Origin of the sequence: Acinetobacter sp. WC-141 (assembly GCF_000313935.1) — a bacterium.
GTDB lineage: Bacteria > Pseudomonadota > Gammaproteobacteria > Pseudomonadales > Moraxellaceae > Acinetobacter.
Genome location: NZ_AMSS01000013.1, coordinates 1 through 24,866, shown reverse-complemented (window position 1 = coordinate 24,866; position 24,866 = coordinate 1). Strand labels below are relative to the sequence as shown.

Annotated in this window: 23 protein-coding genes and 2 pseudogenes; 6 read left to right on the top strand and 19 right to left on the bottom strand. The window is 38.6% G+C overall.

Annotated features, from left to right (window positions below; all coding sequences use genetic code 11):
* From ACINWC141_RS01825 to ACINWC141_RS01775, 10 genes and pseudogenes are all read right to left on the bottom strand, one after another.
* Window positions 1-993 (bottom strand): IS3 family transposase gene (locus ACINWC141_RS01825; RefSeq protein WP_155757871.1). Its coding sequence is split into 2 segments (ribosomal slippage), with 994 coding nucleotides annotated over them: window positions 1-741 and window positions 741-993; the frame shifts between segments, so codons are not numbered across the junction. This gene is flagged as partial in the annotation.
* A 179-nt stretch (window positions 994-1,172) separates the two neighbouring features.
* Window positions 1,173-1,457, bottom strand: a complete 285-nt coding sequence (locus ACINWC141_RS01815; RefSeq protein ID WP_034677302.1) for a hypothetical protein — start codon at window positions 1,455-1,457, stop codon at window positions 1,173-1,175.
* Between the two features lie 37 nt (window positions 1,458-1,494).
* The gene (locus tag ACINWC141_RS01810; protein ID WP_009387282.1) at window positions 1,495-2,022 is read right to left on the bottom strand and encodes a hypothetical protein; all 528 of its coding nucleotides are present in this window, start codon (window positions 2,020-2,022) and stop codon (window positions 1,495-1,497) included.
* A 138-nt stretch (window positions 2,023-2,160) separates the two neighbouring features.
* Complete coding sequence (locus ACINWC141_RS01805) at window positions 2,161-2,382, bottom strand: hypothetical protein (protein ID WP_034677299.1); 222 nt, start codon at window positions 2,380-2,382, stop codon at window positions 2,161-2,163.
* Between the two features lie 9 nt (window positions 2,383-2,391).
* Window positions 2,392-2,872 (bottom strand): annotated as a pseudogene (locus ACINWC141_RS20685) (hypothetical protein).
* Between the two features lie 66 nt (window positions 2,873-2,938).
* Window positions 2,939-3,156 (bottom strand): annotated as a pseudogene (locus tag ACINWC141_RS20440) (helix-turn-helix domain-containing protein); the annotation flags it as partial.
* Between the two features lie 331 nt (window positions 3,157-3,487).
* Complete coding sequence (locus tag ACINWC141_RS01790; protein ID WP_009387270.1) at window positions 3,488-4,882, bottom strand: methylenetetrahydrofolate reductase C-terminal domain-containing protein; 1,395 nt, start codon at window positions 4,880-4,882, stop codon at window positions 3,488-3,490.
* 73 nt (window positions 4,883-4,955) lie between these two features.
* A complete protein-coding gene (ntrR, locus tag ACINWC141_RS01785) occupies window positions 4,956-5,723 on the bottom strand; it encodes an ADPR responsive transcriptional repressor NtrR (RefSeq protein WP_009387277.1) in 768 nt (255 codons plus the stop codon).
* Between the two features lie 60 nt (window positions 5,724-5,783).
* Window positions 5,784-7,277 (bottom strand): nicotinate phosphoribosyltransferase, encoded by a 1,494-nt coding sequence (locus ACINWC141_RS01780; protein WP_009387300.1) that lies wholly within the window; start codon window positions 7,275-7,277, stop codon window positions 5,784-5,786.
* Window positions 7,278-7,288: 11 nt separating this feature from the next.
* Window positions 7,289-8,173 carry a phosphoribosyltransferase family protein gene (locus tag ACINWC141_RS01775; protein ID WP_009387291.1) on the bottom strand — a complete coding sequence of 295 codons (885 nt, stop codon included), beginning with the start codon at window positions 8,171-8,173 and terminating at the stop codon, window positions 7,289-7,291.
* Between the two features lie 371 nt (window positions 8,174-8,544).
* Between ACINWC141_RS01775 and ACINWC141_RS01770 the strand changes: the two genes are divergently transcribed.
* The gene (locus tag ACINWC141_RS01770; protein WP_009387289.1) at window positions 8,545-9,888 is read left to right on the top strand and encodes a PepSY-associated TM helix domain-containing protein; all 1,344 of its coding nucleotides are present in this window, start codon (window positions 8,545-8,547) and stop codon (window positions 9,886-9,888) included.
* A gap of 72 nt (window positions 9,889-9,960) precedes the next feature.
* Here the strand turns inward: ACINWC141_RS01770 and ACINWC141_RS01765 are convergent, their stop codons facing one another.
* A complete protein-coding gene (locus tag ACINWC141_RS01765) occupies window positions 9,961-10,515 on the bottom strand; it encodes a TetR/AcrR family transcriptional regulator (RefSeq protein WP_009387305.1) in 555 nt (184 codons plus the stop codon).
* Between the two features lie 719 nt (window positions 10,516-11,234).
* Complete coding sequence (locus tag ACINWC141_RS01760; protein ID WP_009387284.1) at window positions 11,235-11,888, bottom strand: TetR/AcrR family transcriptional regulator; 654 nt, start codon at window positions 11,886-11,888, stop codon at window positions 11,235-11,237.
* A gap of 91 nt (window positions 11,889-11,979) precedes the next feature.
* On the opposite strand from ACINWC141_RS01760, the gene ACINWC141_RS01755 reads away from it, so the two are divergent.
* Window positions 11,980-13,110, top strand: a complete 1,131-nt coding sequence (locus tag ACINWC141_RS01755) for a DUF2306 domain-containing protein (protein WP_009387302.1) — start codon at window positions 11,980-11,982, stop codon at window positions 13,108-13,110.
* Window positions 13,111-13,312: 202 nt separating this feature from the next.
* Here the strand turns inward: ACINWC141_RS01755 and ACINWC141_RS01750 are convergent, their stop codons facing one another.
* Window positions 13,313-14,365 (bottom strand): NAD(P)-dependent alcohol dehydrogenase, encoded by a 1,053-nt coding sequence (locus tag ACINWC141_RS01750; protein WP_009387276.1) that lies wholly within the window; start codon window positions 14,363-14,365, stop codon window positions 13,313-13,315.
* Between the two features lie 287 nt (window positions 14,366-14,652).
* Here ACINWC141_RS01750 and ACINWC141_RS01745 point away from each other — a divergent pair, with 287 nt between their 5' ends.
* Window positions 14,653-15,540: an AraC family transcriptional regulator gene (locus ACINWC141_RS01745; RefSeq protein ID WP_009387268.1), complete on the top strand. Its 888-nt coding sequence runs from the start codon at window positions 14,653-14,655 to the stop codon at window positions 15,538-15,540.
* A 45-nt stretch (window positions 15,541-15,585) separates the two neighbouring features.
* On the opposite strand, the gene ACINWC141_RS01740 is transcribed toward ACINWC141_RS01745, so the two are convergent.
* The 6 genes from ACINWC141_RS01740 to ACINWC141_RS01715 form a co-directional block, all read right to left on the bottom strand.
* Window positions 15,586-15,795 carry a cold-shock protein gene (locus ACINWC141_RS01740; protein WP_009387287.1) on the bottom strand — a complete coding sequence of 70 codons (210 nt, stop codon included), beginning with the start codon at window positions 15,793-15,795 and terminating at the stop codon, window positions 15,586-15,588.
* 336 nt (window positions 15,796-16,131) lie between these two features.
* Window positions 16,132-16,668, bottom strand: coding sequence for a DUF4468 domain-containing protein (locus tag ACINWC141_RS01735; protein ID WP_009387293.1), 537 nt, complete (start codon window positions 16,666-16,668; stop codon window positions 16,132-16,134).
* 178 nt (window positions 16,669-16,846) lie between these two features.
* Entirely contained in the window at window positions 16,847-17,728 is an 882-nt protein-coding gene (locus ACINWC141_RS01730; RefSeq protein ID WP_009387279.1) for an NAD(P)-dependent oxidoreductase, read from the bottom strand.
* Window positions 17,728-19,104: an MFS transporter gene (locus tag ACINWC141_RS01725; RefSeq protein ID WP_009387304.1), complete on the bottom strand. Its 1,377-nt coding sequence runs from the start codon at window positions 19,102-19,104 to the stop codon at window positions 17,728-17,730. Before ACINWC141_RS01725 ends, ACINWC141_RS01730 begins: the two co-directional genes overlap by 1 nt.
* A 33-nt stretch (window positions 19,105-19,137) precedes the next feature.
* A complete protein-coding gene (denD, locus tag ACINWC141_RS01720; RefSeq protein ID WP_009387274.1) occupies window positions 19,138-20,109 on the bottom strand; it encodes a D-erythronate dehydrogenase in 972 nt (323 codons plus the stop codon).
* Window positions 20,110-20,330: 221 nt separating this feature from the next.
* A complete protein-coding gene (locus tag ACINWC141_RS01715) occupies window positions 20,331-21,266 on the bottom strand; it encodes a LysR family transcriptional regulator (protein WP_009387273.1) in 936 nt (311 codons plus the stop codon).
* Window positions 21,267-21,377: 111 nt separating this feature from the next.
* Between ACINWC141_RS01715 and ACINWC141_RS01710 the strand changes: the two genes are divergently transcribed.
* The 3 genes from ACINWC141_RS01710 to ACINWC141_RS01700 form a co-directional block, all read left to right on the top strand.
* The gene (locus tag ACINWC141_RS01710; protein WP_009387275.1) at window positions 21,378-22,553 is read left to right on the top strand and encodes a fumarylacetoacetate hydrolase family protein; all 1,176 of its coding nucleotides are present in this window, start codon (window positions 21,378-21,380) and stop codon (window positions 22,551-22,553) included.
* Between the two features lie 88 nt (window positions 22,554-22,641).
* Entirely contained in the window at window positions 22,642-24,429 is a 1,788-nt protein-coding gene (locus ACINWC141_RS01705; RefSeq protein ID WP_009387299.1) for an IlvD/Edd family dehydratase, read from the top strand.
* Between the two features lie 16 nt (window positions 24,430-24,445).
* A partial coding sequence (locus ACINWC141_RS01700) for an aldehyde dehydrogenase family protein (protein WP_009387278.1) occupies window positions 24,446-24,866 on the top strand: 421 nt, incomplete at its 3' end.

Below are 24,866 nucleotides of genomic sequence, written 5' to 3'. Positions count from 1 at the left end.
AATCTTGTACTTCATCCAAAGTATCAAATAAATGCTTGCTCAGCCAACTATAACGTATGGTCCGATTATAGCGTTCAATATACGCATTCTGCTGTGGCTTACCCGGTTGAATATATTCAATACGAATACCGTGCTCAGTAGCCCAGCGCACAAATTCGTGACTGATAAATTCGGGACCATTATCGCATCGGATCACTAACGGTTTTTCTCTCCACTCCAGCAATTGATTCAACGTACGAATAACCCTGATTGTGGGCAATGAGAACCCTGCTTCAATGGCTAGGCCTTCGCGGCGGTAATCATCAATCACATTCAATAATCGAAACTTGCGACCATCGGAAAGCTGATCATGCATAAAATCTAATGACCAAACCTGATTTTCTCGGATTGGTTCTTTCAATGGTTCAGGCGCATGCCGTTTTAGTCTTCTTCTCGGTTTAATACGCAGATTCAGTGCCAACTCACAGTAAATGCGGTAAACCCGCTTGTGATTCCAGCAGCAACTCTCAACATGCCGTAAATACGAGAAGCACAAACCAAAGCCCCAATCGGAATTTTCCTCAGTGAGTTCAATGAGCTGTTCAGCAATGAGTGCATTGTCATCGCTGAGTTTGGCTTGATAGCGGTAGCAGGTTTCACTAATGCCAAATGCTTTACAAGCCAAACGAATACTAATGGCATGCTGGGCAACTGCCTGTTGTGCCATCTTACGCCGGCAAGATGGCTTTACCACTTTTTTGCCATCGCTTCCTGGATGATTTCGGCCTTTAATCGCTCTTCCGCATACATCTTTTTAAGTCTGGTATTTTCGGCTTCTAGCTCTTTCAGTCGAGCCATTAATGATGTATCCATACCACCATATTTGGCACGCCATTTATAAAAGGTAGCATTACTCATGCCGTGTTCACGGCAAAGGGTCGCTACAGGTGTGCCAGATTCTGCCTGTTTCAAGATGGACATGATCTGACTGTCAGTAAATTTAGATGTTTTCATGCAGAATCTCCTGCTCGTATCTTAAGAGAAAATTCTACTTTTAGATCCTTTTATTTTTAGGGGGGATTACCACATTAAGAAAGTTAGTTACTGGTGAAATGTCGCAATGGTTCTTAACAACTTGTTGGAATTCCATTTTGACCACGCACTAAAAAACCACCTGAGGGTGGCTTTATTCTTTACTTCCGTAAATACTTTTTTACTTTGTTTAAAACAACTCTTCGGTCTAGTAAAGTGTCAACTAGGAATAGCCTACCCTCATCAAAAACTTCCAATTTATATAAGGTTTTCTTAAACTCGGGCTTATCAGGGACTTTTCCATCACAAAAAAAATTTGTCTGAGAGGCTTTTATCTGAGGGTTTATAGGATCATGAAAACCTTGTGACTCTCCTACATTCATAAGCTTACCTTGGTAAACTTCACCATCTTTTGAACCACCAATAAAATAGATATAACTTTTCATAATTATTCCAAATGGAGCTTAATTGAACTGGTAATTTTCAAACATCTTTATTTGCTAACTCACTTACTCTCAAAAGAAGATTATCAACTACTTTGCTTTGTGTCTGGAGTCCTTCTCCACTCTGCAATAATTGTTTAATTTGCTCTTCATAATATGAAATTTTTACTGAAACCTTATTGTTAATTAAAACTTCGTAGTTAAGTTCTAAAACATTCAAAATTTTTTCCACCATGCCGTAGGCAATTTCAACTGGTGGCAAAATTTCTTTATAAGTTTCGTTTAATTTTTTATCTTTAAAACCTTGTTTTATTTTACTATTATGAATTTTTTTTAATTCATTTATGTCACTCAGTATTTTATTAGCAATATTCATTTGTTGAACTAACTGCTGTTGTATTAATAGTTTTAACTCAAAACTCCTTTGAGCCAAAAATAATTTAATTTGTTTTTTAGCATAAATTATTGCAATGATAGCAATAAAAATTCCAATTATCGTAAAACAAAGACCTAAGACGGAAATAATAGTTTGTATATCTCCAGAGTTGTTATGGATAAAATTCCACATTACCGAACCTTCCAATTTATTTTTTAGAACTTCACAACAGCTCAACGCAAAAAACCCACTAAAAAGTGAGCTTTAACTCCAGTATTTAACTTAACTTGGAACACTGTATAACAAATATGCCATATCGCGTCTAGACACTCAATTGTCTATTAAAGAATCTTTATATCCAACCATTTTCAAACTTAGTTTAAGTGTTTTTAAATCCTTTTCAGCTGAAGAAATATTATTAGGGTTAAGGAAAAATATTGTATGTTTTTCCGTTTCTCCAGTAAAAAGTACCTTTCCAAATACAATTAGATATCTTTTTACATCTAAGATCTTTTCGGAATCAAGTTTTTTAAAACGAATAGGAATTTTCATTATTAAATCTCAGTTTCTTAATCTTTTATCATGCCCAGCTAAATAAAATCTAGCACAACTCACCATAATAGCAGCTTGAGCTTTTGATTGGTCTGTTTCTTGAGCAACTTTACCTAATCCTTTATTTTCGACCTTATTTTTGATTAAACAGATTAATGCAAACTTTGTCGTAAAATCTGTTTTATCAGAGTTTAAAAGACTTCGCAGAAGTGCTTGAACGTGATCCGCCTCAAAATCATTATTCACATCGAATGTAAGATTTACCTTTTGGAAGCTCTCTGTCTGCTTCACGCATCAACCAGTGAATTTGATTGATATGAAGACCATCTGGTAAATCACCACCTTTCATACGAACCGTTTCGCACCACGCGCCAAACTGCTCCAGCTCACTTTCACTTGGCTGTCTGGTACCTTGCTTTGCTGAACAGCGCTTTTTAGTTTTCTTCACTGGAAATAATTCACGGTATTCAGTTAAACTCGTACTAGACATACATAGCCCTTTCAAAAGCATAAAACTCACTATGTAAGAGCGCTACGTTGACATCGTAGAGGTCTATCATACCGCCCCCTGCAATGTGCCTTTGAACCCAACTTGCTTGGATAATGTTCCCGTTATTTGACCTGAGCTGGATCGCTAAGTTTTACAGCTATACATGCTGCGAGTTGATCGTAACTTTCCGCTTCGGCTGCAAACTGGCTTGCGAACTCAGGATGTTGTGAGAGTTTTTGTGTGAAGATATGAATCTGTTTGTGACTTAAATGGCGCAGTGCGCTTTTTAAAAACTAAAACCCACTCATTGAGTGGGTTTTTTATTACTAACCGTTTTGCCTGAGGTGATCTTGGAACTCTTGGTCGTGTATTTTGTCGTAATTAACAGGGTCGTAAACGCATCCAGTTAAAACAACAATTACAGTAAGTACAGCAACCAACTTTTTCATCGAGACAGCCTTTCTTTTAACGCAAAAGATTTGCTTTAAGTATACTCCTCGGTAATCATCTTGATTGAACATAATTAAGCCAAACGATTGTTATTTTTAAATTATCGCCGTGCTTAAGCATATAAATTGATTTTTTAACAAAATCAAATCAAGGAAGTTATACAACTTAAGCCTCAGTCGCTAAATACCAATTTTTCCAAGAACTGGTTCCCCTAGTTTCAATAGGCACAGTTGGAATCAGTTTTTCCTTTAATATTTCGGTTTGTTCAATGGCTTTTGCAAGTCGTGCTTTAACAGAGTGAATGCATTCACGGTCACCAAATTCACAGCGGTCTAAAGTTGTACCGCCACATGGACCGTTGGCCAAGCCCTTTGGACAAGTTTCAGGGCAAATATATAAAGTGTCGCTTAAACGGCACTGACCACAGCTTTCACAACCGACTAGGCTATGTTTACTCAGTACTTCTGTTTTAAGTAAGACTTTGGCGACTAAAGCATTTTCCCAAAATGACGCTTTGAAAATAAACCGTCCGACGCCTTTGGCAATTTTTGATCCAAACATTGCTTCATGCATAACATGCAATTGGCGATATTTAATTAATTGTTTAGACGTTGGCTGACGTGAAAAACGAGTAATTTCAGGTGCAAACTCTTTGCCTGTCGTGACTTGCCAAAGTGAATGCCATAGCTCTTCTAAGGCTTCAAGCTCCAGATGTCTGTATTGCTCAATGTAGCTTTCAAGCAGCATTTGCTCTTCTGGCTTATGACAGGCAGATAAGTGAATTCCTGCAAACCCTAAATGTTTACATATTAAAATTTGTAAAGCGCAGCGTAAATAAACACGGTCTGTATGTCCTGCCTGTTTTTCTTCTGCCAAGACTTTTAGCATGTGTGGGGTAATCACAATACCTGCGACTTTATGCTTTACCATAAAATTGGCACGGCCTAAAGTCAGAGGCATGACACAAGCCAGTATTTGCTGTGAATAATTGTTCTTGGTTAAAAATGATTTGGCTTGTTTTAAGGCTTCAATGTCATAGCCCAATTGGGTAATGATAAAGTCAGCACCTGCTTTAATTTTCTTATGTAGTTTTAAGTACTGTGCATCACGCTCAGCTTCGACATATTTAAATGGGTTAAAAGCAACCCCAATACGGAAACCACCATGCTGCTTGGCAGCCATTACGGCGTTTACTGACTCTAAGTAACGACTACGAGGCTGTCCATCTCGACCATTATGGTGTTCTTTGAGTTTATCGCCTGTAAGCAATAACAAGTTTTGAATATTGGCTGCTTGAGCTTGTTCTAAAAATTGCTCAAAGTCTTGTATGTCTCGCGCCTTACCTGAAAAGTGTAAGACTTTATCAATTGAGTCTGGGTAACTTTTGCTGGCTTCAAGTGGCGCGATATCATGATCTGAATGTACGCGATCTGCCAATGTCATTGCAACCGGATATCCTGCAAACTCATGTTTCACAGGATAAATTTCATGTAGTGAAGTGAGATACTCCACCAACACAAAAAACTGATTTTGTTGGAAGCAGGGAGAAACGTGTGACATAGGCAAAGTGCTGATCAAAACATGACATCAATCATAAGCGCGGCATTATAAATCAAAAGTGCATCAAGATGCGCTAGTCAGAAAGCTCATTGTTTTGCTTATCTTCACCCTCTTTATTTCTAGGTAATTCGAGTGAGCGAGGAAAGATAAAATCGAAAGAATCGAGTGCATAGCGGTAAAGCTGAGCTGGTCGTTTGCCCACAATTTTACTGTGATTGGTTTCTTCAACTGCACCCGCTTCTATCATACGGCGTCTAAACGCTTTTTTATCTAACGATTGCCCAAGAATAATTTCATAAATGTTTTGTAGCTCGGTCAGCGTAAATAATTCAGGCATCAGGCTCGCTGGCAATGCGGTATAGCGGGTTTTATTGGTTAAACGCTCTAAAGCTAAGCTGAGTAATTCGTTATGATCAAAAGCCAATGCTAAATCTTGTGCTTTGGCGACAGATACCCATTCGCTGTACTCAGCCAACGCTTGGTGTTGGTAAGCATTAAAATCAATTAAAGCAAAATACAAAATGGTCACGGCCCAACCACGCGGATCACGTTTCGCGTTACCGACAGAAGCAACTTGTTCTAAGTAAGGTGATGCAATCCCTGTTTTTTCGACCAGCTTACGATAAGCCGTTGCCATTAAGTCTTGGTCATGGGTTAAATCGGCGAAACCGCCCGGTAAAGCCCATTGGTTTTTGGCTGGAAAGTTGGGGCGCTTGATCAGTAATACCTGCAACTGACCATTCAATACCGAGAAAATAGCCATATCGACCGTGAGTAAAGGTGCGTCATAATCTCGGCGATCATAACTGGCAAGGAATTCTTGTTCAGTTTGAATAGTCACGTTCAGCCTCTCAATAAAAATGATGAGCCGATACACATGTAACGACTCATCTAAACTCAGTTATGCGATGGATAAACGTTCACGTATTTGATCCAAAGTACACTCATATTGAAGTTTACCATTTTCAAAGACAGTTTTTAGTGCTCCACCCTTTTCTTGTTCTGCTGTTTGTTCATCAAACAAGGTAAAGCCATTTTCACTTTCTTCGATGCGCAAAAGACCTTTCGCAGATTTTTTTACACCTGAGTCAGTAATTGGGTCTTTAAACAGCTCTCGGCCTACTCCATTTACCTGTCCCCAAGTTGCTTTTACAGCAAACCCAAAGGTGTCGCGAGTTAAGTAGTTATAGGTAAAGCTGCCAATCCCAAACACCAAGTTGTTTGAAGCAAAACCTTTGGCTTCTAGCCCTTCTAAAATGCGCTGTGCACGGTCTAGAGTAATCGAGTCACCATAAATTAAACCGACACGCTCATTAAGCACTTTATAGCCTTGGTCTGTGGTTGTACCGCCAAACACTTCCCATAAACATTCAACCGCACCTTTGTAGGCTGGGCTGCTAATTTCTGCGTCTGGATCACCACAAATAATTTTAACAGGGTCACCAGAGTCCGGACGGAAAACCAATTTAGCCAAACCTAAAGCGTTGGGTTGTCTTGCCAAAATTTCAGGTTTTAAAGCCACCGTAAATTCTGTAATGACTCGCCAAAAATCCCAAGTATCAGACACGACACTCACCACACCAGATGGATAAAGCTCACAAATTAAACGCTTAAATGTGTCTAGCTCACTGTTTTCTGTGCCCATACACATCACACTGTGTTCGGTCGCTGGTACAGAAACCCCAATCACGCCAGTTGCGTTGTAATATTCTTCGGCATAGTCAATCGAAGCAACCGAATCTGTTCCAATAAAACTAGTTAAGTGCCCCACACCAGATTGCGCAGCATCATAAATTCCACTCATGCCACGGCTACTGAAATCGTGTCCTTGCACAGGTACAAAATCAAGTGGTGCACCAGTTTTTACGGCATATTGAGTTAATAAGCGTTTGTACTCGTAGGCAATGGTGGCTGTAGTACAGCTTTTCCAAAGCTCAGCACTTAACACAGTTTCAATATAATTGGTTAACCAAAAGAACCGTGGATCGGTATTAATGACGGTAAGCACCGGTACACGCATATTGACGCGACTGCCTTCTGGCAATGCTTTAATGCGTAATGGTAAATAGCCCAAGTCATGTAACGCTTCAATGTGATCAACCGGTACAGCACCTTCACCTAATGAATTATCCATACGGCGTTTATATGCAACCACCACTTTGTCTTTAGGTTGCTTGAAAAAGCCTTCATTCCATGTATCGATTAAAAAGTGTTTGATAAAACCTTGAAGCCCAAAGAACACAACTTTATGGTCGAAGTCCGGCAACATTTTTGCGAGTCGAGATGAACGCGGCGTAAAGTTGGCATACACGTACTCTGTACCTGCTGGATACTGACGTCTGTGATCAGCTTTATAAAAATCGATAGCGTTTAATGGATTAAGTTTAATCGTCATCTTTGTTCTCTTTATTCTGCTGCAAAAGCAATTACTGAAATTTTGTCTGTTGGTTGTTGCGGAAAGCTGTCCGAGGTAAATAGCTGGTCAAGTAGTCCATCAAAAACCTCTATTCCTTTACTAAAAATACCGTGGGTCACATATAGAACGACCTTATGGCAATTGAGACGACGCAGTTCTTTAGCAATACCAATAAAGGTTGCACCACCGTCACAAATGTCATCGGTAATGACCGCTGTTAGACCGGATAAATCAGTTGCATGGACATGCGTACCTAAAATTTTGCCAGTCACTGGGTCGCGTTTTTTATCACACTGAACAATAGTGATGGGTTGTTTGCGCTCGCGGTTAAAAGCATCTGCAACCATTTGTGTACGTGCTTTTGCGCCTTTGTCTGGGCAAATCAGCACTGTTTTTTCATCTTTTAATAATGTGCTCAGCGCTTCACTCTTTTTGATGATCTCGACTGAACTCACATTTACAACTTCGCTAAAAGACGTATTGGCAGCGAGTAAGGCTGTAGTGACTTCACTATGGCAGTCCCAAACAGTGATCTGGCCTTGTTTGCCCGCTTTTTTGTCTGCGTTGATGTTGAGTAATTTGGTCATCACATCAAGTGAGAACGCTTGGCCCACTGCACAAATACGGTCCTGACGTGCATATGGAAAATATGGAACTTCTAGGTCAACGGTTAAACCCTGATTCAGCAATATATTTTCAAGCAGTAAATAGTCCATCACATCGTGACTTGAGGCCATGTGTGCACGAACCAATACCTTGCCAGATAGTGAACCTAAGGTTGTCTCATCAATTTGAACATGACGCTCGCCACCAGAAAACTGCGTAAATTTCACTGGAATTTCGTTTCTTGCCGCATCTAAAAGCTGGATAGCCATATCATCCTCTTTTTGTCTGATGACCTTCGATGAATATATAGTGGCACAAAGCCACTATATATTGCAAGTCTAATTTTTAAACTTTTTTCAAAGCCACTTAAGACATAAAATTTGGAATATGCAGATGTAAATACATTAGAGTTTTAAGAGAACTTAATAATAGAATTAGGCTCAAGAATTGGTAGATAAGATCTTAAATACTAAGCAAAAGAAGCACCAAATTTACCAAACAATAAAAACTGTCTAATTATTAGACTAAACACTCTGCCTAAGCGCTGTTCAAATAATTTAATAGCGCTTACAAGTCAATCAACATCAAAAGAAATAAGTCGTTATAATCCAGCCCAAAATCTGCTAGACATTATCTTCTGATGCTTAACCACTCATCCTTCTGGCGTAGTCTTTACCGTTTAATTCATATTTACGCTGGTATTTTTATTGCACCATTCATATTGGTCGCAGCAATTACTGGTCTACTCTATGCAATTACGCCTCAACTTGAGCAAGCCATTTATAAAGATGTTTTGTATGTTGAGCCACAGGACCAAACGCCATATAAGTTGAGTCAGCAAATTGAAGCGGCAAAGCAAGTAATGCCTAAGTCTGCACAGGTCATTGAAGTTAGACCTGCCCCAAGCCCTGACCAAACCACACGTGTAATTTTCTCAGACCCTATACACAATTTTACGAGTGAAGCCGTTTTTATTGACCCTTTTACGCTCCAAGCTAAAGGCCACCTCGCGGTTTATGGTACTAGTGGGGTTCTGCCGTTTCGAACTATGCTCGATCAGTTACACAGCAATTTATTACTCGGGAAATGGGGTCGCTTTTATAGTGAATTGGCAGCAAGTTGGTTAGCAATTTTGACTTTAACTGGGCTATATAATTGGTGGAAACGACGTCAAAATCTTAAAATCCGACAGACACAAAAAAATAAATTACTAAGATGGCATAGCACGCTTGGTTTAGTTTTATTTCCACTTTTATTAATCATCGCCATTACGGGTCTTACATGGTCCGAGTGGGCTGGAGATAATATTCGAGTTGCTCGTCAGTGGCTCAATTGGCAAACCCCAACATTAGCAACTTCTCTTCAAACAGATAATTTACCGACAGTGATGCACCATGAACATCACGAAATGCCACACAGTGAAAACCTTAATTTAAATATTGTCTCAAGTGAATTTGATAGCGTTCTTTCAATAGCCAGAGTACATGGTATTGACGCGGCACAAATACAAATCAAACCACCCACCAGCGGAAATCAAGCTTGGGAAGTAGCCGAAATTCAGCGTAAATGGCCAACTCAAGCAGATAGCATCGCAATTGATATGGAACAACACAAAGTTATCGATCAACTTGCTTTTAAAGACTATTCATTAGTTGCGAAACTAACTCGTTGGGGAGTTGATGCTCATATTGGTATTTTATTTGGCTGGATAAACCAATTGGTACTGGCTCTGTATGCGCTTGCACTTTGTATTATGATTATTTACGGATATAAGGCTGCGTTTAAAAACTCAAATTTAAAACTCATGACCACCCACTTTGTTGGTCAAAGCTTATTCATTTGGAACCGTGCAACTCGCTCACAAAAATTAGGGTTAATATTGGCGAGCCTAGTGTTAGGGCTAAGCTTACCTGTTTTTGGTTTTAGTATTTTGTTTACGGTTTTCATTCTTGCCATGCGTAAATATCTACCTTCTAAATCATAAATCTTGCTCAAAAAGGAGCTAGGCGCAAACTTTGCCTAATTCCTTTTTAATCAAAAATCCCAAGAGAAAAAATTAGCCAATTTGTGCCAAAAAATAATCGAGTAACCTTTCTCTGTCATCTACACTATTTGAATCTAAAAGCTGAACCATTGCGCCATCAATCACAAATAAAAACATGTGGGCATCTGGTTTTGAAGCATTCGTGTTGGTTGTTAAAAGCAGTTTATAAATTTCATTGATTAACCAATTTCGATAATCAATGACGAGCTGATAAGCCTCTGGGTGTGTTTTCGCAATTTCAAATATGGCTTTAAACGGCAAGTGGTAAAGCCCATCTAAGTCTGCATGTAGAAAGTAAATCTTACGAAGCTGTTCAGTTACGCTTAACTCTTTCTGAACATAGATAATTGAGATGACTTCTTGTTTCAGACCATCTTTTTGAAAAGTTAGACTCATTTTAATAAGACGTTCTTTTGAGTGAAAGTAATTATAAAAAGTCGCTTTTGGGATTTTTGCCGAGTCAATAATTCGGTCTATACCAACATTATGAAAGCCAAAGTTATTAAAAAGATAGCGTGAGGTATGTAATACACTTAAAGCACGTTGTGGAAGATCTGAATATGGCATCGTTTTACCGTTATAAAATAAATTATTGTTGTATATAAATGAGATATAGCATGGCTACTTTTCTAATAACTGAAAAAAAGGCATAGCAAAGCCATAAAGACTGTGCGTGGCACATCTCAAGTTTTATTGTTGATTAAGTTTTAAGTGATAGTGATTTAAAGCCTGAAAAACCTAACGGCGATCAAACCTTTTTAAAAAGTTTAAGTTGTGTCGATATAGACTTTGGCAAAGGTTGCCGAGAAATAATGAATGTGCAAAGCCAACTCCTTTTTATTTGGAGTTCTGCCAAAACATTAAAATTATGGTGGCAGAACGAAAGGGGTTCGCAGACTGGTCAAACGAGGCCAGCACACCCGAAGGTGTCCCCCTCCGTTCCACCATAGAGGGGGCACGAGGGCTCAACATTAAAAGTATGAAACTTTTAATGCTCGTTTGATTCGGTCTGCGACAACCGACTGGCAATGTAGGCCAGCCTGTAAATGGTAATCTTCAATATTTAAGGTGTCAATGTGATATTGGCTAGAAAATATTTAAATAATTATTGTTTTTCACTTAATTACATAATTAAGGAAATTCTTAAATATCAACTTAATAATACAGCCTTGTTTAGAGAGTTTTTTTGAGCTGTGCTCCTTTTCAAAAAGATGCACAGCTCAGATCAAGCAAGATTAATTAGAATAATGAGATTGAACGAAGCACAGTACTTATTGAGGAACAAGTCAAATAGTATTATCTAAGTACCGAAAATGGTTAGTGAGAGCTTCTTTTGCATGAGTTGGATCAACACCCAAGCCCATTAAAAAGTGAAGTAGTAAAGGTGTTAATACTTTGGGAACACTTTTATCCTTCGAAAAAATATCTCCAAATTCAAACAAAGAATAACCATGCACAATTACCCACCATTCATTAGCAATATGAAATGCATTTTCTGCTTTAATCACTTTGCCATCTATTAAACGTTGCACCGTTTTAACTACGATATCAAGGGTATATAAACCTGATTTTAAATTTTCTTTTTCAGAAGTTTTCAACTCTCCCAAGCTTGTTACTCCAAACATACACTTATATAAGGCTGGCTGCTTGTTTGCAAAATTTAGATAGCCAGTCGTTATATGAAGAAGATCAACCAAAGCATCTTCAGAAAACTGAACCAATCTCACCTCTTCCCAAAGCAAAATAAACCCATGTGCTATCAATTCATTAGCTAAATTATTGATTGAACCAAAGTTCGTATATACCGCCATTGTGCTTGTATTTGCAGCATTTGCAATTTTACGAGTTGTAAGACTATTTACACCCTCTTCCATTAACAACATAGCTGCTGCATTTAAAAGTTTAGTCTTCATTTTTGATTCGGAAAGAGAAGTATTCATATATTTCCATTCTTGTATAACAATCGAAATAACATCCGTTATAACACATGTTATATTGGCTATATCTTAAATTGATCAAGGTCATCAATTCATGAGTCTAACATCTAAACAAATTGTTTCAAAAGTAGTATGGCTCTTAATAGCAGGCTATTGCGTGTTATATGCCCCAATGGCCATTGAATATTTTTTTCATTTCTTTGATAGTAATGCACCCTATCTCTGGCTGAAATTTTTTACAAAAGTTACAGGAGAACAGCATACTTTAGGAGCAGGTTCTGCAGAGGTAGTACAGCATAAGATTTACGCTCAACATAGGGTATCTATGCTCTTTCATTCAATGATGGGAGGAACTGCTATTTTACTTGCGTCTATCCAGTTTTATGCACCATTTCGCAGAAAGCATCCAAACGTGCATCGGAATATTGGTAAGCTATTTTTTGTGGTTGTGGTTATTTCTATGGCAGGCAGTATCACTTTTTTGATAAAAGCTGGACCAAGTAATATGTTTAATGGTTTACCTTTTTATTTGCAATTATGGTTACTCGCAATCGGAACTTTAAGCTCCCTTATTTTAGGGATCATTGCGATTGTTAAACAACAAAGAAGAATGCATCAGGTTGCAATGATCTATTGTTTTGCACTTCTTCTTTCTGCACCAGTTTTAAGGGCTGAATGGTTAATTATTGGTAGTATGTTTGAAGGTGTAACTCAACAAACTTCTAATCTATTCAGTAGTATGATATTTGGCTATTTAGTCGTACCCTGCGCTATTTTTGCTACACGCCTTACAGATCAAAGAAAACCTATATTAAAACAAAATTTGAATCCAATAAAACTTCTAGATATCACAATTGTTTTATCAGGTGCAATCGCTTTTATTCTGATTATTCTAAAGTACCAATCAAGTATTGAAACAATCACCAATTATGCTATTTGTGTGCTTATTTTATTTTTTATTATCCTGTTTATCTATTTGCAATTCTATAAATCATCTCTTCGAGCAAGGAATGAAATTACAATTAAAGAATGGCGGATTCATTTCTTAGCTTATTGTATTGCACCAATAGTATTTCTTATTTTTTGGGAAATTATCTGTAGCTTTGTAAATAGTTATGAAGCATTTGTGGTAGCTAGCTTTACTGCGCCGGCTCTTATATTCTCATTAGGATATTTATTCATGGCTGTAACCCGAAAAAATAAAAAGTTAGAGCGCACCTACTGATTTAATTTCAAATTATATTTATCTGTTAATTATTTTAGAATAGGCTTAATTCTAAGTTAAAAAGACTGCTAAAAGCAGTCTTTTATTAAGGAATCATATGAATTTAATTAAGAAAATTCCTATCATTCCTTAATATAAAAATTAAATACTAGACTACAGGCTAGCACCACTACTCCACGAGTACAGCCCAGATTAAACCAAATTAATCATCAGATAAAGTTTTCATATCAATCACAAAACGATATTTCACATCACTCTTTAACATACGCTCAAAAGCTTCATTGATATTTTGCATGTCAATCATTTCGACCTCAGAAACAATATTATGTTCACCACAGAAATCAAGTAACTCTTGTGTTTCCTGAATCCCGCCAATCACCGAACCCGCAATTGATTTTCTACCTAAAATCATAGGTACTGAATTTGCGCTAATCTCACCTAAATATCCAACCAACACAATGGTTCCATTTAAAGCTAGCGTTGGAATATAAGGCTTAAGATCATGGTTATAAGGCACAGTATCTATAATTAAATCAAATTGATTTATGACTGACTGCATTTGAGCGTCATCTGTTGATAACACAACATGATGCGCACCGAGTTGTTTTGCATCTTGTTCTTTGTTGGCTGAACGGGTAAATAATGTCACTTCTGCGCCTAAAGCATTGGCAAGTTTAATTGCCATGTGCCCTAAACCACCTAAACCGACTACCGCAACTTTACTACCCTTTCCAATATTCCAATGGCGAAGTGGTGACCATGTGGTAATCCCCGCGCAAAGTAATGGCGGTACAGCTTGGGCATCCAGATTTTCAGGTACTTTTAATACAAAATCTTCGCTACACGTAATTGTTTGAGAATACCCACCATAGGTTGGACTTTGGTCATGGCGATCGACACCGCCATAAGTCTGGATGTTACCTTCTTCACAATACTGTTCTAGTCCTGAATGGCAAGCCGAACAAGTACGACATGAATCGACCATACAACCAATACCGACTAAATCACCAACTTTATACTTTGTGACTTTGGCACCAATCGAGGTTACACGACCTACAATTTCATGGCCCGGAACTATCGGATAAGCACTAAATCCCCAATCGTTTTTAGCCTGATGTAAATCTGAGTGACAAACACCACAATATTCAATTTGAATAACAACATCATCTTCACGTGGAGTTCTACGTTCAAATTTAAACGGAACTAAAGGAGTTTCTGATGACAGCGCGGCATATCCTAAAACTTCATTTGTCATATTTTTTCTCTCATGTTTAATGTGTAAATAAAGACGAATTCTTGGCTGGACATTAATTGTGGGCTATTGATTTTGAAAACCCATGAATACGTTAGGGAACGATGACCCAGCAGAGTTTAATCAATCGACTTTTTTGCCATGTTCATCAGTATAAAAATGAAAGTTAATCGGCGTTGTTCTATTCCTCTTACAGATTTGCCTAATCCTCCGAATTGTTGCAATTGTCTCTATTTTTCTTATTTGAAATGCCTACAATAAAAACACAGATGGCAATAGGTGAAATCTGAATGGCGAATATGTCTCTAGACGATAACGAAACACTGGCTCAACTTGTCGATCAATGGACCCGAGCAAAAGGTACATTCGAAACACCTATTACGGGACTGACTTTATTTCGTGCGGAAACCTTGACCCAACCCAATAGCAGCATGATGGATGCGAGTCTATGTATGATTGCTCAAGGAAAAAAACAGGTTATTCTGAGTGAAGAAACCTATACCTACGACTCTAATCATTTTCTTTTTACTGCAATTGACCTGCCTGTCATTGCTCAAGTTCTGGAAGCTTCGGTTGAACAACCTTATCTTTCAATTGTGCTACGGCTAGATCCCTACGTACTTGCCCAAATCATGCTTGAAGCCCATATTCCTTTTAAAGACACCAATGTTGAAAAAAAAGGAATGGCCGTTGGGGTCGTAAATTCGGAACTGAATGATGCTTTTATACGGTTATTAAAACTACTGGATACGCCACAAGACATTCCAATTTTGTCTCCGCTTATTATTAAGGAAATTTTTTATCGTTTATTGATGAGTCCACAAGGTGATCGACTTAAACGTATTGTAGCGGCAGGAACTACAGGTCACCGAATTGTGAAAGCCATTGAATGGCTGAAAACAAATTTTGCAAAATCATTTAGTGTTGAAGAACTGGCAAGCACAATGGGTATGAGTGCTTCGAGTTTTCATCAACATTTTCGTGATATTACTTCCATGAGCCCCTTACAATATCAAAAAAGAATGAGGCTGACTGAAGCGCGCCGTTTATTAATGACCGAAGAATATGATATTTCAACGACCAGTATTCAGGTCGGTTACGAAAGTTTGTCGCAATTTTCCAGAGAATATAAACGCTTTTTCGGAGCGCCACCCTCGGTAGATATAAAAAGTATATAAATAAAAAAAGCCCTGAATATTCAGGGCTTTTCTATTTGTCGCTTATTACTGTGGAATAATATTCACAGCACTTGGACCTTTTTGTCCTTGAGCGATATTAAATGTTACTCGCTGACCTTCATGTAGAGTTTTGAAGCCAGAAGATGCAATTTCTTTAAAATGAGCAAATACATCTGGACCAGATTCTTGTTGAATAAAACCGAAACCTTTAGTTTCGTTAAACCACTTTACTGTACCGCTACTTGTATTAGACATAATATATCCTTAGATTTTAATAATTTGAGTCATTTGAAATGACAAATATAACTTTGAAAAAATAATAACGAATTGAGCTTAATATCTGAAAAAACGAAGGATTATGACTAAAACTGCGATACTTAAAGAAGATTTACTACAAGTCTTTTTTCTAGTTAATTTAAGCATACAGGGAAATTATAAATATTCAAGCTATTTATATGTAATATTTAATTTATTATATTTAATGAAAATAGTCACCTACTTGGTGAAGGTAAATGACTATTTTCGTTAGACATTTACCTTTTTATTTATAAGACGTTTCAACTATATTTATTATAATTCTATGTAAGAAAACTACATCGGGCTCGCTCCAACAGGCTGAGCATTCGGATGTAAGACATGAAATTTATAGGCTTCCACAACGTTTTTTATTTGGTTCTTTATAGCTGCATTTTTATCTTTATAAAAATGATTATTACGATTGTCGCGAGGTTCTATATTGCTGAACGTAAGCTTAGCTTGGTGATCTTTAACTTCTATTTTCAACATATAATTAAATGAATCATCCGCTACCTTAATCATATTTCTGCTTAGACAGTCCATACAATTATCAAACTTTAGCCCTGCATGTCCTTTAATTATGAGTACTTTATTCTCTTCATCTGCTTGGATAATCTTTCGACTTGAAACATAGTCCACCACATTATTCCGCCAGTTTTTAGAAGCATCATAAATTTGCGTTTGGCTCAAACCTTTGAACTTAACAATTTCTGAAAAATATTCATTTTTCTTTTCAGCAGGTTTTTCATCCACTTTATTAGGCAAAGAAAGACAGCCTTGCATCCCTAGTACGGCAAAACTTAATGTAGCACCTAAAATTACTCTTCTCACGTCAGGCTCACTTTAAAAAAGACTTGAAGTTACAGCCTCTAAATTTACACCACCCCATCTAAAAATTTGGTTTATATAAAGTTAAATTCTTATTGACTGCCAGACAATGAAATTGGCTATTTCAACAGTTAAAAACCCGTCTATTTGAGCAATACACGAGTTTTTAACTGTTGAAAATTTATAAGCCTTGTAAGTGATTCATTCGCTCCAGCTCTCGAATTAAACCCGAGTGATCTAACTCACCGTCTCCAGCCACAAGCATATTTTCAAAGAGTTGACCGACTTGTTCAGCAATAGGTAAATTCAATTCAAGCGATTTGGCATAGCGAATGGCGGTATGTATATCTTTATGCTGGTTTCGAGCAGTGCCTCCTGGTTTAAAATCTCGATTTAACATACGTTCGCCATGCTGCTGTAAAATTGGAGAATCTGCAAAACCGCCTGTTAATGCTTGTTTTAATTTAATAGGATCAGCTCCAGCTTGGCTTGCAAGCAATAATCCCTCGCTCACCGTTGCAATGGTGGTTGCAACGATCATTTGATTTACGAGCTTTGCCAGCATTCCACAGCCAGCACCACCGACTAAAATTGGGCGCCCCATTGCATTGAAGACAGTTTCAGCATGTGAGAATGTTTTAGCTTCACCACCCACCATAATGGCAAGACTTGCATTTTGAGCACCTTTTTCTCCACCAGAAACTGGGGCATCTAAATATCTAAGTCCTCGTTCTCTGCATTTGTCACTTTGTATTTTTGCAACTTCAACCGGGATCGAGCTCATTACAATAACCGTGCTTTCAGGTTCTAGCTGCGAGATTGCACCCTGCTCTTTAAACAGAATTTCATCGCAGGTTTTTCCATCGCTGAGCATACAAATCAGGAACTCTACACCTTTTCCAACTTGTTCAAGTTCAGAGCAAACATGAGCACCCGCTTCTTTTAAAATATCAGCTTTAGAGGCAGTTCTATTCCAGACTTTTAGTTGATGACCTGCCCTGAGTAAATTCATAGCCATCGGCATTCCCATAATGCCTGTCCCCACAAATCCGATGGTCGCCATTATTTCATCTCCGTCGCTGTTCGAACTTTAAGGGGCTGTTGTTCTACTTTTAAGCTATTCGATTTTAATCTTGCCAATAGAAGCAACCCTAAACCACCCATCGCGACAAATCCGGCAATCGCAAGGAATGCTACGGTATAGGTGCCTGTGGTCGTATATAAATATCCTGTTAAATACGGACCAGTAAAACCGCTTAAATTACCTACCGAGTTAATTAAACCAATTCCGGCAGCCGCGCCAACACCTGTTAGAGTTTGCCCAGGAATGGTCCAGAAAATATTAATGGCGCTAAATACACCAATCGCAAGCAGGATAAAACCCACAATAATTGCCCAAGGTTGATTCACAATTAAGGCAATCGCAATTGCGGAGGCAGCCATAAGTGCAGCACATGCACCGTGTTTATAACGTTCTTGTTTACGGTCAGAACGGCGGCTCCATAACACCATTCCAACGGCCGCAAATGCGTATGGAATTGCGGTAAGTAAACCATTTTGAATCAGGCTAATTTCCATACCAAATGTGTTTCTAAATGACTCTAAAACACTTGGTAAGAAGAAGAACATCGCATTTGAACCAGAGGTAATTCCAAAGTAAACAATTGCCATAATCCACACTAATGGATTTTTAAACACTTGTTTAATCATTTCCCTTTTTGTTAAAGCTGCTTCTGTAGATTGCTCTTTTTCTCTTTCTTCACGTTCTAATGTTGTCATTAACCATTGACGCTGCTCAGACGTTAACCACTCAGCTTCTTTCGGGTTATTGGTTAAATATTTTAGACAAACCAGACCTAAAATAATGGATGGAATACCTTCTAAGATATACATCAAACGCCAGCCTTCATAGCCAATGGTATTGCCCCATTGCATGAGACCGACTGAAATTGGTGCCCCGATAATTTGAGCAATAGGTAATCCAAGATAAAACGTTGCGAAAACTCGGGCACGGTATTTGGCAGGAAACCACAAGGTTAAATAAAAGATAACGCCCGGGAAAAAACCCGCTTCGGCAATTCCAAGTAAAAACCGTAAAACAATAAATTGCATGCCACTATGAATAAAACCCATGAGTCCAGCAATGATTCCCCAAGTAATCATGATTCGGGCAATCCAGATCCGTGCTCCAAATCGATGAAGTAAAATATTACTGGGTACTTCTGCAATGAAATAACCCAGAAAAAATACACCTGCACCTAAACCAAAAATGGTTTGAGTAATTCCAAGTGCATCATTCATGTGTAGCGCAGCAAAACCAATATTGGTTCTGTCTAGAAATGCCATGATAAATAAAATAATGAGAAACGGGATAATTCGACTCGAAACACGTTTAATTGTCTGCTCTTCGATAGCAGTTACATTTTTGATATCTTCCATAATAACTCTCACATCAACTGGCGATCACTGCCATTAATTTTGGGTATCTTCTATATGTGCCTGAATAACGCTTTCAAAATTCTCATCTGCTTGAAAACCTAAAGATTCGGCATATTCAGCTTTCACTTGAACCGGCCAACTTTGAACAATCCTTTGAATCGTTTTATCTTCTTGCCACTGCACTAAATCAGTTGCTTGTTTACCGGCAACTTTTTCAAGTGCCTCAAGCATTTGTTTTACGGTAACGGTTAATCCCGGTAGAGGAATAATGCGATTATCTTGAAGTACATCTGAAGAAATTGACGCAGCTTTAATCATCGATTCAACACAACGCCGTGGTGAAGTCACAAAAACCGGTGTATCTGACTGGACTGGGCAAACTGCCGTTTCACCTTTTAACGGTTCACGGATGATTGAGCTAAAAAATGTCGATGCCGCTTTATTGGGTTTACCGGGCCGAACCACAATAGTCGGTAGTCTTAAAATACGGCCATCAATAAAGCCTTTTCTTGAGTAATCCGAGACCAGTAACTCTCCTACCGCTTTTTGCATGCCGTATGAGGACTTCGGTGTAACCACTGTCTCATCTGTCACAACTTCTGGTAATTGACCACCAAATACAGCACAGCCACTGGCAAAAATGACTCGTGGCGCAGTTTGTTTCTTTCTTAACTCTTCTAATAAATTTAAGAGTCCATAAAGATTCACATCCATGCCTAAATCAAAATCGGCTTCTGCTGCTGAACTGACTACAGCGGCCAAGTGCCAAACCACATCAACATTTTCTGTAATATTTGCTACCGTGGCTTTATCGGTAATATCACCGACAATGACTTCAATTTTTGGGTCTTGTGGTAAATCTTCACCAGCAAATGCATCAAATAGAATAATTTTATCGATGGGCTCGGGTTTATTGTTATCTAAAGTCAAACTGCCAGTTTTTAAGATCTCTTTGGCAATTTGTTTTCCAATAAAACCTGTTCCACCAGTGATTAGCACATTCATACAGAGGTCCTTTCCTAGTTTTTATTCACTTAAAAACTTTTGTAATTGTCGTGAATTAAACGATAAGGACTCCTTTCAATAATTTCCAATGAATAATTTCTAAATATTGATAACTTTTTAATATTGGTTTTATATCGAGACTATCCAGCAATAACCCGCTATTTTTTCTTATTTTTTAAATACAAAGCCCCAAATAGCTTTATGATTTAGGGCTTATTAATTTACTTACGCTTCGCATTTTTAAGTAAGATATTAATAAATGCTGCCGCAATATCTGACACTGGTTCATCTTTGCGCGTCAAAATTCCATAATCCTGCGCGTCTAAAATTAGATCTGTTTCTAAAATCTGTAATTGTCCTTCTTTCACCTGATCAATCACCATTGCTTCCGGCAACATTCCCACCATTGGCGCCCCTTTTAATATCTGTAAGAAGGTCTGCATCGACATGGTGTTCACTGTATTTAAAGGTATTTTAACCTTCGCTCGGGCAAATGCACCTTCCATACGCTCTCGTATTGGCGTGCCTTTAGGATAGAGTACCCACGGCCAGTTGAGTAATTCTTCTAAGGTACAGAATTTTTTTTGGGCACATGGATGAGCACTATTCACAACAATACAAAATGGCTCTGGGCCTAAGGGTTGAAAATCGAAAAACTGACTTTGCGTCACATCGGTAAAACGGCCAATAGCTAAATCTAACGTATGCTCGCTTAACATTTCCATTAAATGGTCACTGGTTTGTTCGACCACATCAATAGAAAGTAAGGGCCATTTTTTCTTAATTTCAATAATTGAGTTTGGAATTACCACAGCAGTTGCTGCAAAAATACCGCCCACCTTTAAAAACCCGTGACCACCTAAACGTAAAATTTCAATGTCTTCGACAAAATGCTTTGCATCATTCAAAACACGCTGCGCATAACGAATCACATGCTCGCCCAAAGCTGTGACTGGCATATTTCGTGGAAGTCTTTCAAAAACCTGAAAACCAAGCAGACTCTCAATTTCTTTTAGCATTTTACTCACCGCAGGCTGACTTAAGTTCATCTGCTCGGCAGCTAAATGCATATTATTAGTACGAGCCAAAGTTTCCAACAAAACCAAATGTTTGAATTTCAACCAATTATTTAAACTCGCGTAAGTCAAATCTGCCATTTATAAAAATCCTTTTCGATAACTTTTCGTTATTAATAATTAAATTATTACGATTGGTGTTTATTAAATAAGAAACATATCATGATTTCAAATAAAAGAAGGATGCTTTAAATGAACTTTACGTTAAATTCCCAGAACTCATTACCAAACGATGCTACCCAAGGTAGTTTAATTGGTCGCGCGTGGATTCCAAATCAAATTTCCGGTCCATCTCCGATTCTTTTAAAAGGTGATCAGGTTTTTGATATTTCTGAAAAGTTTCATACCATTTCACAGTTACTTGAAAGTACTGATCCTTTAAAAGCTTTATCTGAAATTGAAGGAAGATTGGTTGGGTCAATTGATGAGTTATTTGCCAATACAGTCGCTGAGCCAGATACAAACAAGGCATATTTTTTAGCCCCTATTGATTTACAAGTGATTAAAGCGGCTGGCGTTACTTTTGCAGCAAGTATGTTAGAGCGTGTGATTGAAGAACAAGCTGGTGGCGATGCGCAAAAAGCTCAATCGATCCGTGAAGTGGTACAAGGGGTAATTGGTGATAATTTAAAAACAATTGAACCCGGTTCTGAAAAAGCTCTTCAACTCAAAGAATATTTAATTGAACAAAAAATGTGGTCTCAATATCTTGAAGTGGGCATTGGTACTGACGCTGAAATTTTTACAAAAGCACCCGTTTTAGCAGCTGTGGGAACTGGCCAAAATATTGGTATTCACCCGAAGTCTGAGTGGAATAATCCGGAACCTGAAGTTGTATTGGTTGCAAATAGCCACGGTAAAATTTTAGGTGCCACTTTAGGGAATGACGTTAATTTACGGGACTTTGAAGGTCGTAGTGCTTTGTTATTAAGTAAAGCAAAAGACAACAATGCTTCGTGTGCAATCGGCCCATTTATTCGCCTTTTTGATCATAGTTTTACTTTAAATGATATCCGCGCTTGCGATGTTGAACTGCAAATTGAAGGTGCAGATAACTTTGTGCTTAATGGTGTGAGTTCTATGTCTCAGATTAGCCGTGACCCCGAAGATTTAATTCAACAAACGCTTAATGAAAATCATCAATATCCAGACGGTTTTGTTTTGTTCTTAGGTACTTTATTTGCACCTACTCAAGATCGTGAACAAGCTGGTGCTGGCTTTACCCATAAAGTCGGAGATGTTGTCCGAATTCACTCACCTAAACTCGGCACTCTATACAACACGGTCATGACCAGTGACAAAGCAACGCCGTGGAATTTTGGAATAAATGCATTAATACGTAATTTGAAGCAGCGCGAATTATTATAATTTTCACGTATTATCGATCAGTTGAATTGTACTATTCATCTTGTGAAAAAAATTAAATTTCAAAAAGTATGAGTGAAAGGATCTAAAAATGAATGATCAAGATAAACGGATTTTTTTACGTAGCCAAGAATGGTTTGATGATCCTACAAACGCTGACATGACAGCACTCTATGTTGAACGTTATATGAATTATGGATTGACCCGTGCCGAGCTACAGTCGGGTCGTCCAATTATTGGCATTGCACAAACTGGTAGTGATTTGACCCCATGTAACCGTCACCATAAAGAGCTTGCTGAACGGGTTAAAGCAGGTATTCGTGATGCGGGTGGTATTCCCATGGAATTTCCTGTTCACCCGATTGCAGAACAGTCACGTCGCCCTACTGCTGCACTTGACCGTAATTTAGCTTACTTAGGTTTAGTTGAAATATTGCATGGCTATCCGCTTGATGGTGTGGTGCTAACCACAGGGTGCGATAAAACTACACCAGCCTGTTTAATGGCAGCCGCGACAACAGATTTACCTGCCATTGTTTTATCCGGTGGCCCAATGTTAGACGGTCATTTTAAAGGTGAGTTAATCGGCTCAGGTACGGTGCTTTGGCATGCAAGAAATTTACTTGCCACAGGTGAAATTGACTATGAAGGCTTCATGGAAATGACGACTTCTGCTTCACCTTCAGTTGGACATTGCAACACCATGGGTACTGCACTTTCAATGAATGCATTGGCAGAGGCTTTAGGTATGTCTTTACCAACCTGTGCCAGCATTCCGGCGCCATATCGTGAACGTGGGCAAATGGCCTATATGACAGGAAAAAGAATTTGTGAAATGGTTTTAGAAGATTTACGACCATCTAAAATCATGAATAAACAATCCTTTGAAAATGCCATTGCAGTAGCTTCTGCTTTAGGCGCATCGAGTAACTGTCCTCCCCACTTAATTGCGATTGCCCGTCACATGGGTATTGAGCTGAGTTTAGAAGATTGGCAACGCGTTGGAGAAAAAATTCCACTCATTGTGAACTGTATGCCTGCAGGTAAATATTTGGGTGAAGGTTTTCACCGTGCCGGTGGTGTTCCTGCTGTTCTGCACGAATTACAAAAAGCAGGTGTTTTACATGAAGACTGCGCATCGGTCAGCGGTAAAACAATAGGTGAAATTGCTAAAAATGCAAAAACGTCAAATGCCGATGTCATTTTTCCTTATGAACAACCTTTGAAACATGGCGCTGGTTTTATTGTGCTCAGTGGTAATTTCTTTGACAGTGCCATTATGAAAATGTCAGTTGTGGGCGAAGCATTTAAGAAGACCTATTTATCTGACCCGAATAGTGAAAATAGTTTTGAGGCTAGAGCAATTGTATTTGAAGGTCCAGAAGACTACCACGCAAGAATTAATGCCCCTGACTTAGACATTGATGAACGTTGCATTTTAGTGATTCGTGGCGCAGGTACTGTTGGCTATCCAGGCAGTGCAGAAGTTGTAAATATGGCTCCCCCGGCAGGTTTAATTAAAAAAGGAATTGACTCGCTACCTTGTTTGGGAGATGGCCGTCAAAGCGGTACGTCTGCCAGCCCTTCTATTTTAAATATGTCACCCGAAGCAGCGGTAGGCGGCGGCATTGCTTTATTAAAAACCAATGACCGTTTGCGCATTGATTTGAACAATCGTTCGGTCAATGTGCTCATTTCTGACGAAGAGTTAGAAAAACGCCGTCAGGAATGGAAGCCAATAGTCTCTGCCTCTCAAACCCCGTGGCAAGAAATGTATCGCAACATGGTAGGCCAATTATCAACTGGCGGTTGTTTAGAGCCTGCAACTTTATATATGCGAGTCGTCAACCAAAATAATCTTCCACGACATTCTCATTAATTTCAGGATATTTACTATGACCATGATTGGACACAACTTTATTGGCGGTTCACGCAGTGCACAAGGTACAAACTTATTAAAGAGTGTGAACGCAACGACAGGCGAAGCTTTGCCTTATGAGTTTCATCATGCAACCGAACAGGAAGTGAATCAGGCCTGTGAAGCGGCAAGTCAAGCTTTTAAGACTTACCGTCATACGTCTCCAGAACAGCGTGCAATTTTTTTAGAAAACATTGCCGATGAGCTCGATGCCTTGGGTACAGATTTTCTAGAGACTATTTCGCAAGAAACCGCTTTACCGCTGGCACGTTTGCAAGGTGAGCGTGGCCGTACCAGTGGGCAAATGCGCCTGTTTGCCAAAGTGCTGCGCCGTGGTGACTTTTTAGGGGCGCGGATTGATACCGCTTTGCCTGAGCGTCAGCCTTTACCGCGCCCAG

Excerpts from the sequence above, each read along its gene's own strand:
- ACINWC141_RS01770 (WP_009387289.1), top strand. The coding sequence starts at position 8,545 with ATGCTTAACCACTCATCCTTCTGGCGTAGTCTTTACCGTTTAATTCAT.
- ACINWC141_RS01745 (WP_009387268.1), top strand. The coding sequence starts at position 14,653 with ATGGCGAATATGTCTCTAGACGATAACGAAACACTGGCTCAACTTGTC.
- ACINWC141_RS01750 (WP_009387276.1), bottom strand. The coding sequence starts at position 14,365 with ATGACAAATGAAGTTTTAGGATATGCCGCGCTGTCATCAGAAACTCCT.
- ACINWC141_RS01810 (WP_009387282.1), bottom strand. The coding sequence starts at position 2,022 with ATGTGGAATTTTATCCATAACAACTCTGGAGATATACAAACTATTATT.
- ACINWC141_RS01805 (WP_034677299.1), bottom strand. The coding sequence starts at position 2,382 with ATGAAAATTCCTATTCGTTTTAAAAAACTTGATTCCGAAAAGATCTTA.
- ACINWC141_RS01775 (WP_009387291.1), bottom strand. The coding sequence starts at position 8,173 with ATGGCTATCCAGCTTTTAGATGCGGCAAGAAACGAAATTCCAGTGAAA.
- ACINWC141_RS01755 (WP_009387302.1), top strand. The coding sequence starts at position 11,980 with ATGAGTCTAACATCTAAACAAATTGTTTCAAAAGTAGTATGGCTCTTA.
- ACINWC141_RS01760 (WP_009387284.1), bottom strand. The coding sequence starts at position 11,888 with ATGAATACTTCTCTTTCCGAATCAAAAATGAAGACTAAACTTTTAAAT.
- ACINWC141_RS01815 (WP_034677302.1), bottom strand. The coding sequence starts at position 1,457 with ATGAAAAGTTATATCTATTTTATTGGTGGTTCAAAAGATGGTGAAGTT.
- ACINWC141_RS01705 (WP_009387299.1), top strand. The coding sequence starts at position 22,642 with ATGAATGATCAAGATAAACGGATTTTTTTACGTAGCCAAGAATGGTTT.
- ACINWC141_RS01790 (WP_009387270.1), bottom strand. The coding sequence starts at position 4,882 with ATGTCACACGTTTCTCCCTGCTTCCAACAAAATCAGTTTTTTGTGTTG.
- ACINWC141_RS01710 (WP_009387275.1), top strand. The coding sequence starts at position 21,378 with ATGAACTTTACGTTAAATTCCCAGAACTCATTACCAAACGATGCTACC.
- ACINWC141_RS01715 (WP_009387273.1), bottom strand. The coding sequence starts at position 21,266 with ATGGCAGATTTGACTTACGCGAGTTTAAATAATTGGTTGAAATTCAAA.
- ACINWC141_RS01730 (WP_009387279.1), bottom strand. The coding sequence starts at position 17,728 with ATGGCGACCATCGGATTTGTGGGGACAGGCATTATGGGAATGCCGATG.
- ACINWC141_RS01765 (WP_009387305.1), bottom strand. The coding sequence starts at position 10,515 with ATGCCATATTCAGATCTTCCACAACGTGCTTTAAGTGTATTACATACC.
- ACINWC141_RS01740 (WP_009387287.1), bottom strand. The coding sequence starts at position 15,795 with ATGTCTAATACAAGTAGCGGTACAGTAAAGTGGTTTAACGAAACTAAA.
- ACINWC141_RS01725 (WP_009387304.1), bottom strand. The coding sequence starts at position 19,104 with ATGGAAGATATCAAAAATGTAACTGCTATCGAAGAGCAGACAATTAAA.
- ACINWC141_RS01780 (WP_009387300.1), bottom strand. The coding sequence starts at position 7,277 with ATGACGATTAAACTTAATCCATTAAACGCTATCGATTTTTATAAAGCT.
- denD (WP_009387274.1), bottom strand. The coding sequence starts at position 20,109 with ATGAATGTGCTAATCACTGGTGGAACAGGTTTTATTGGAAAACAAATT.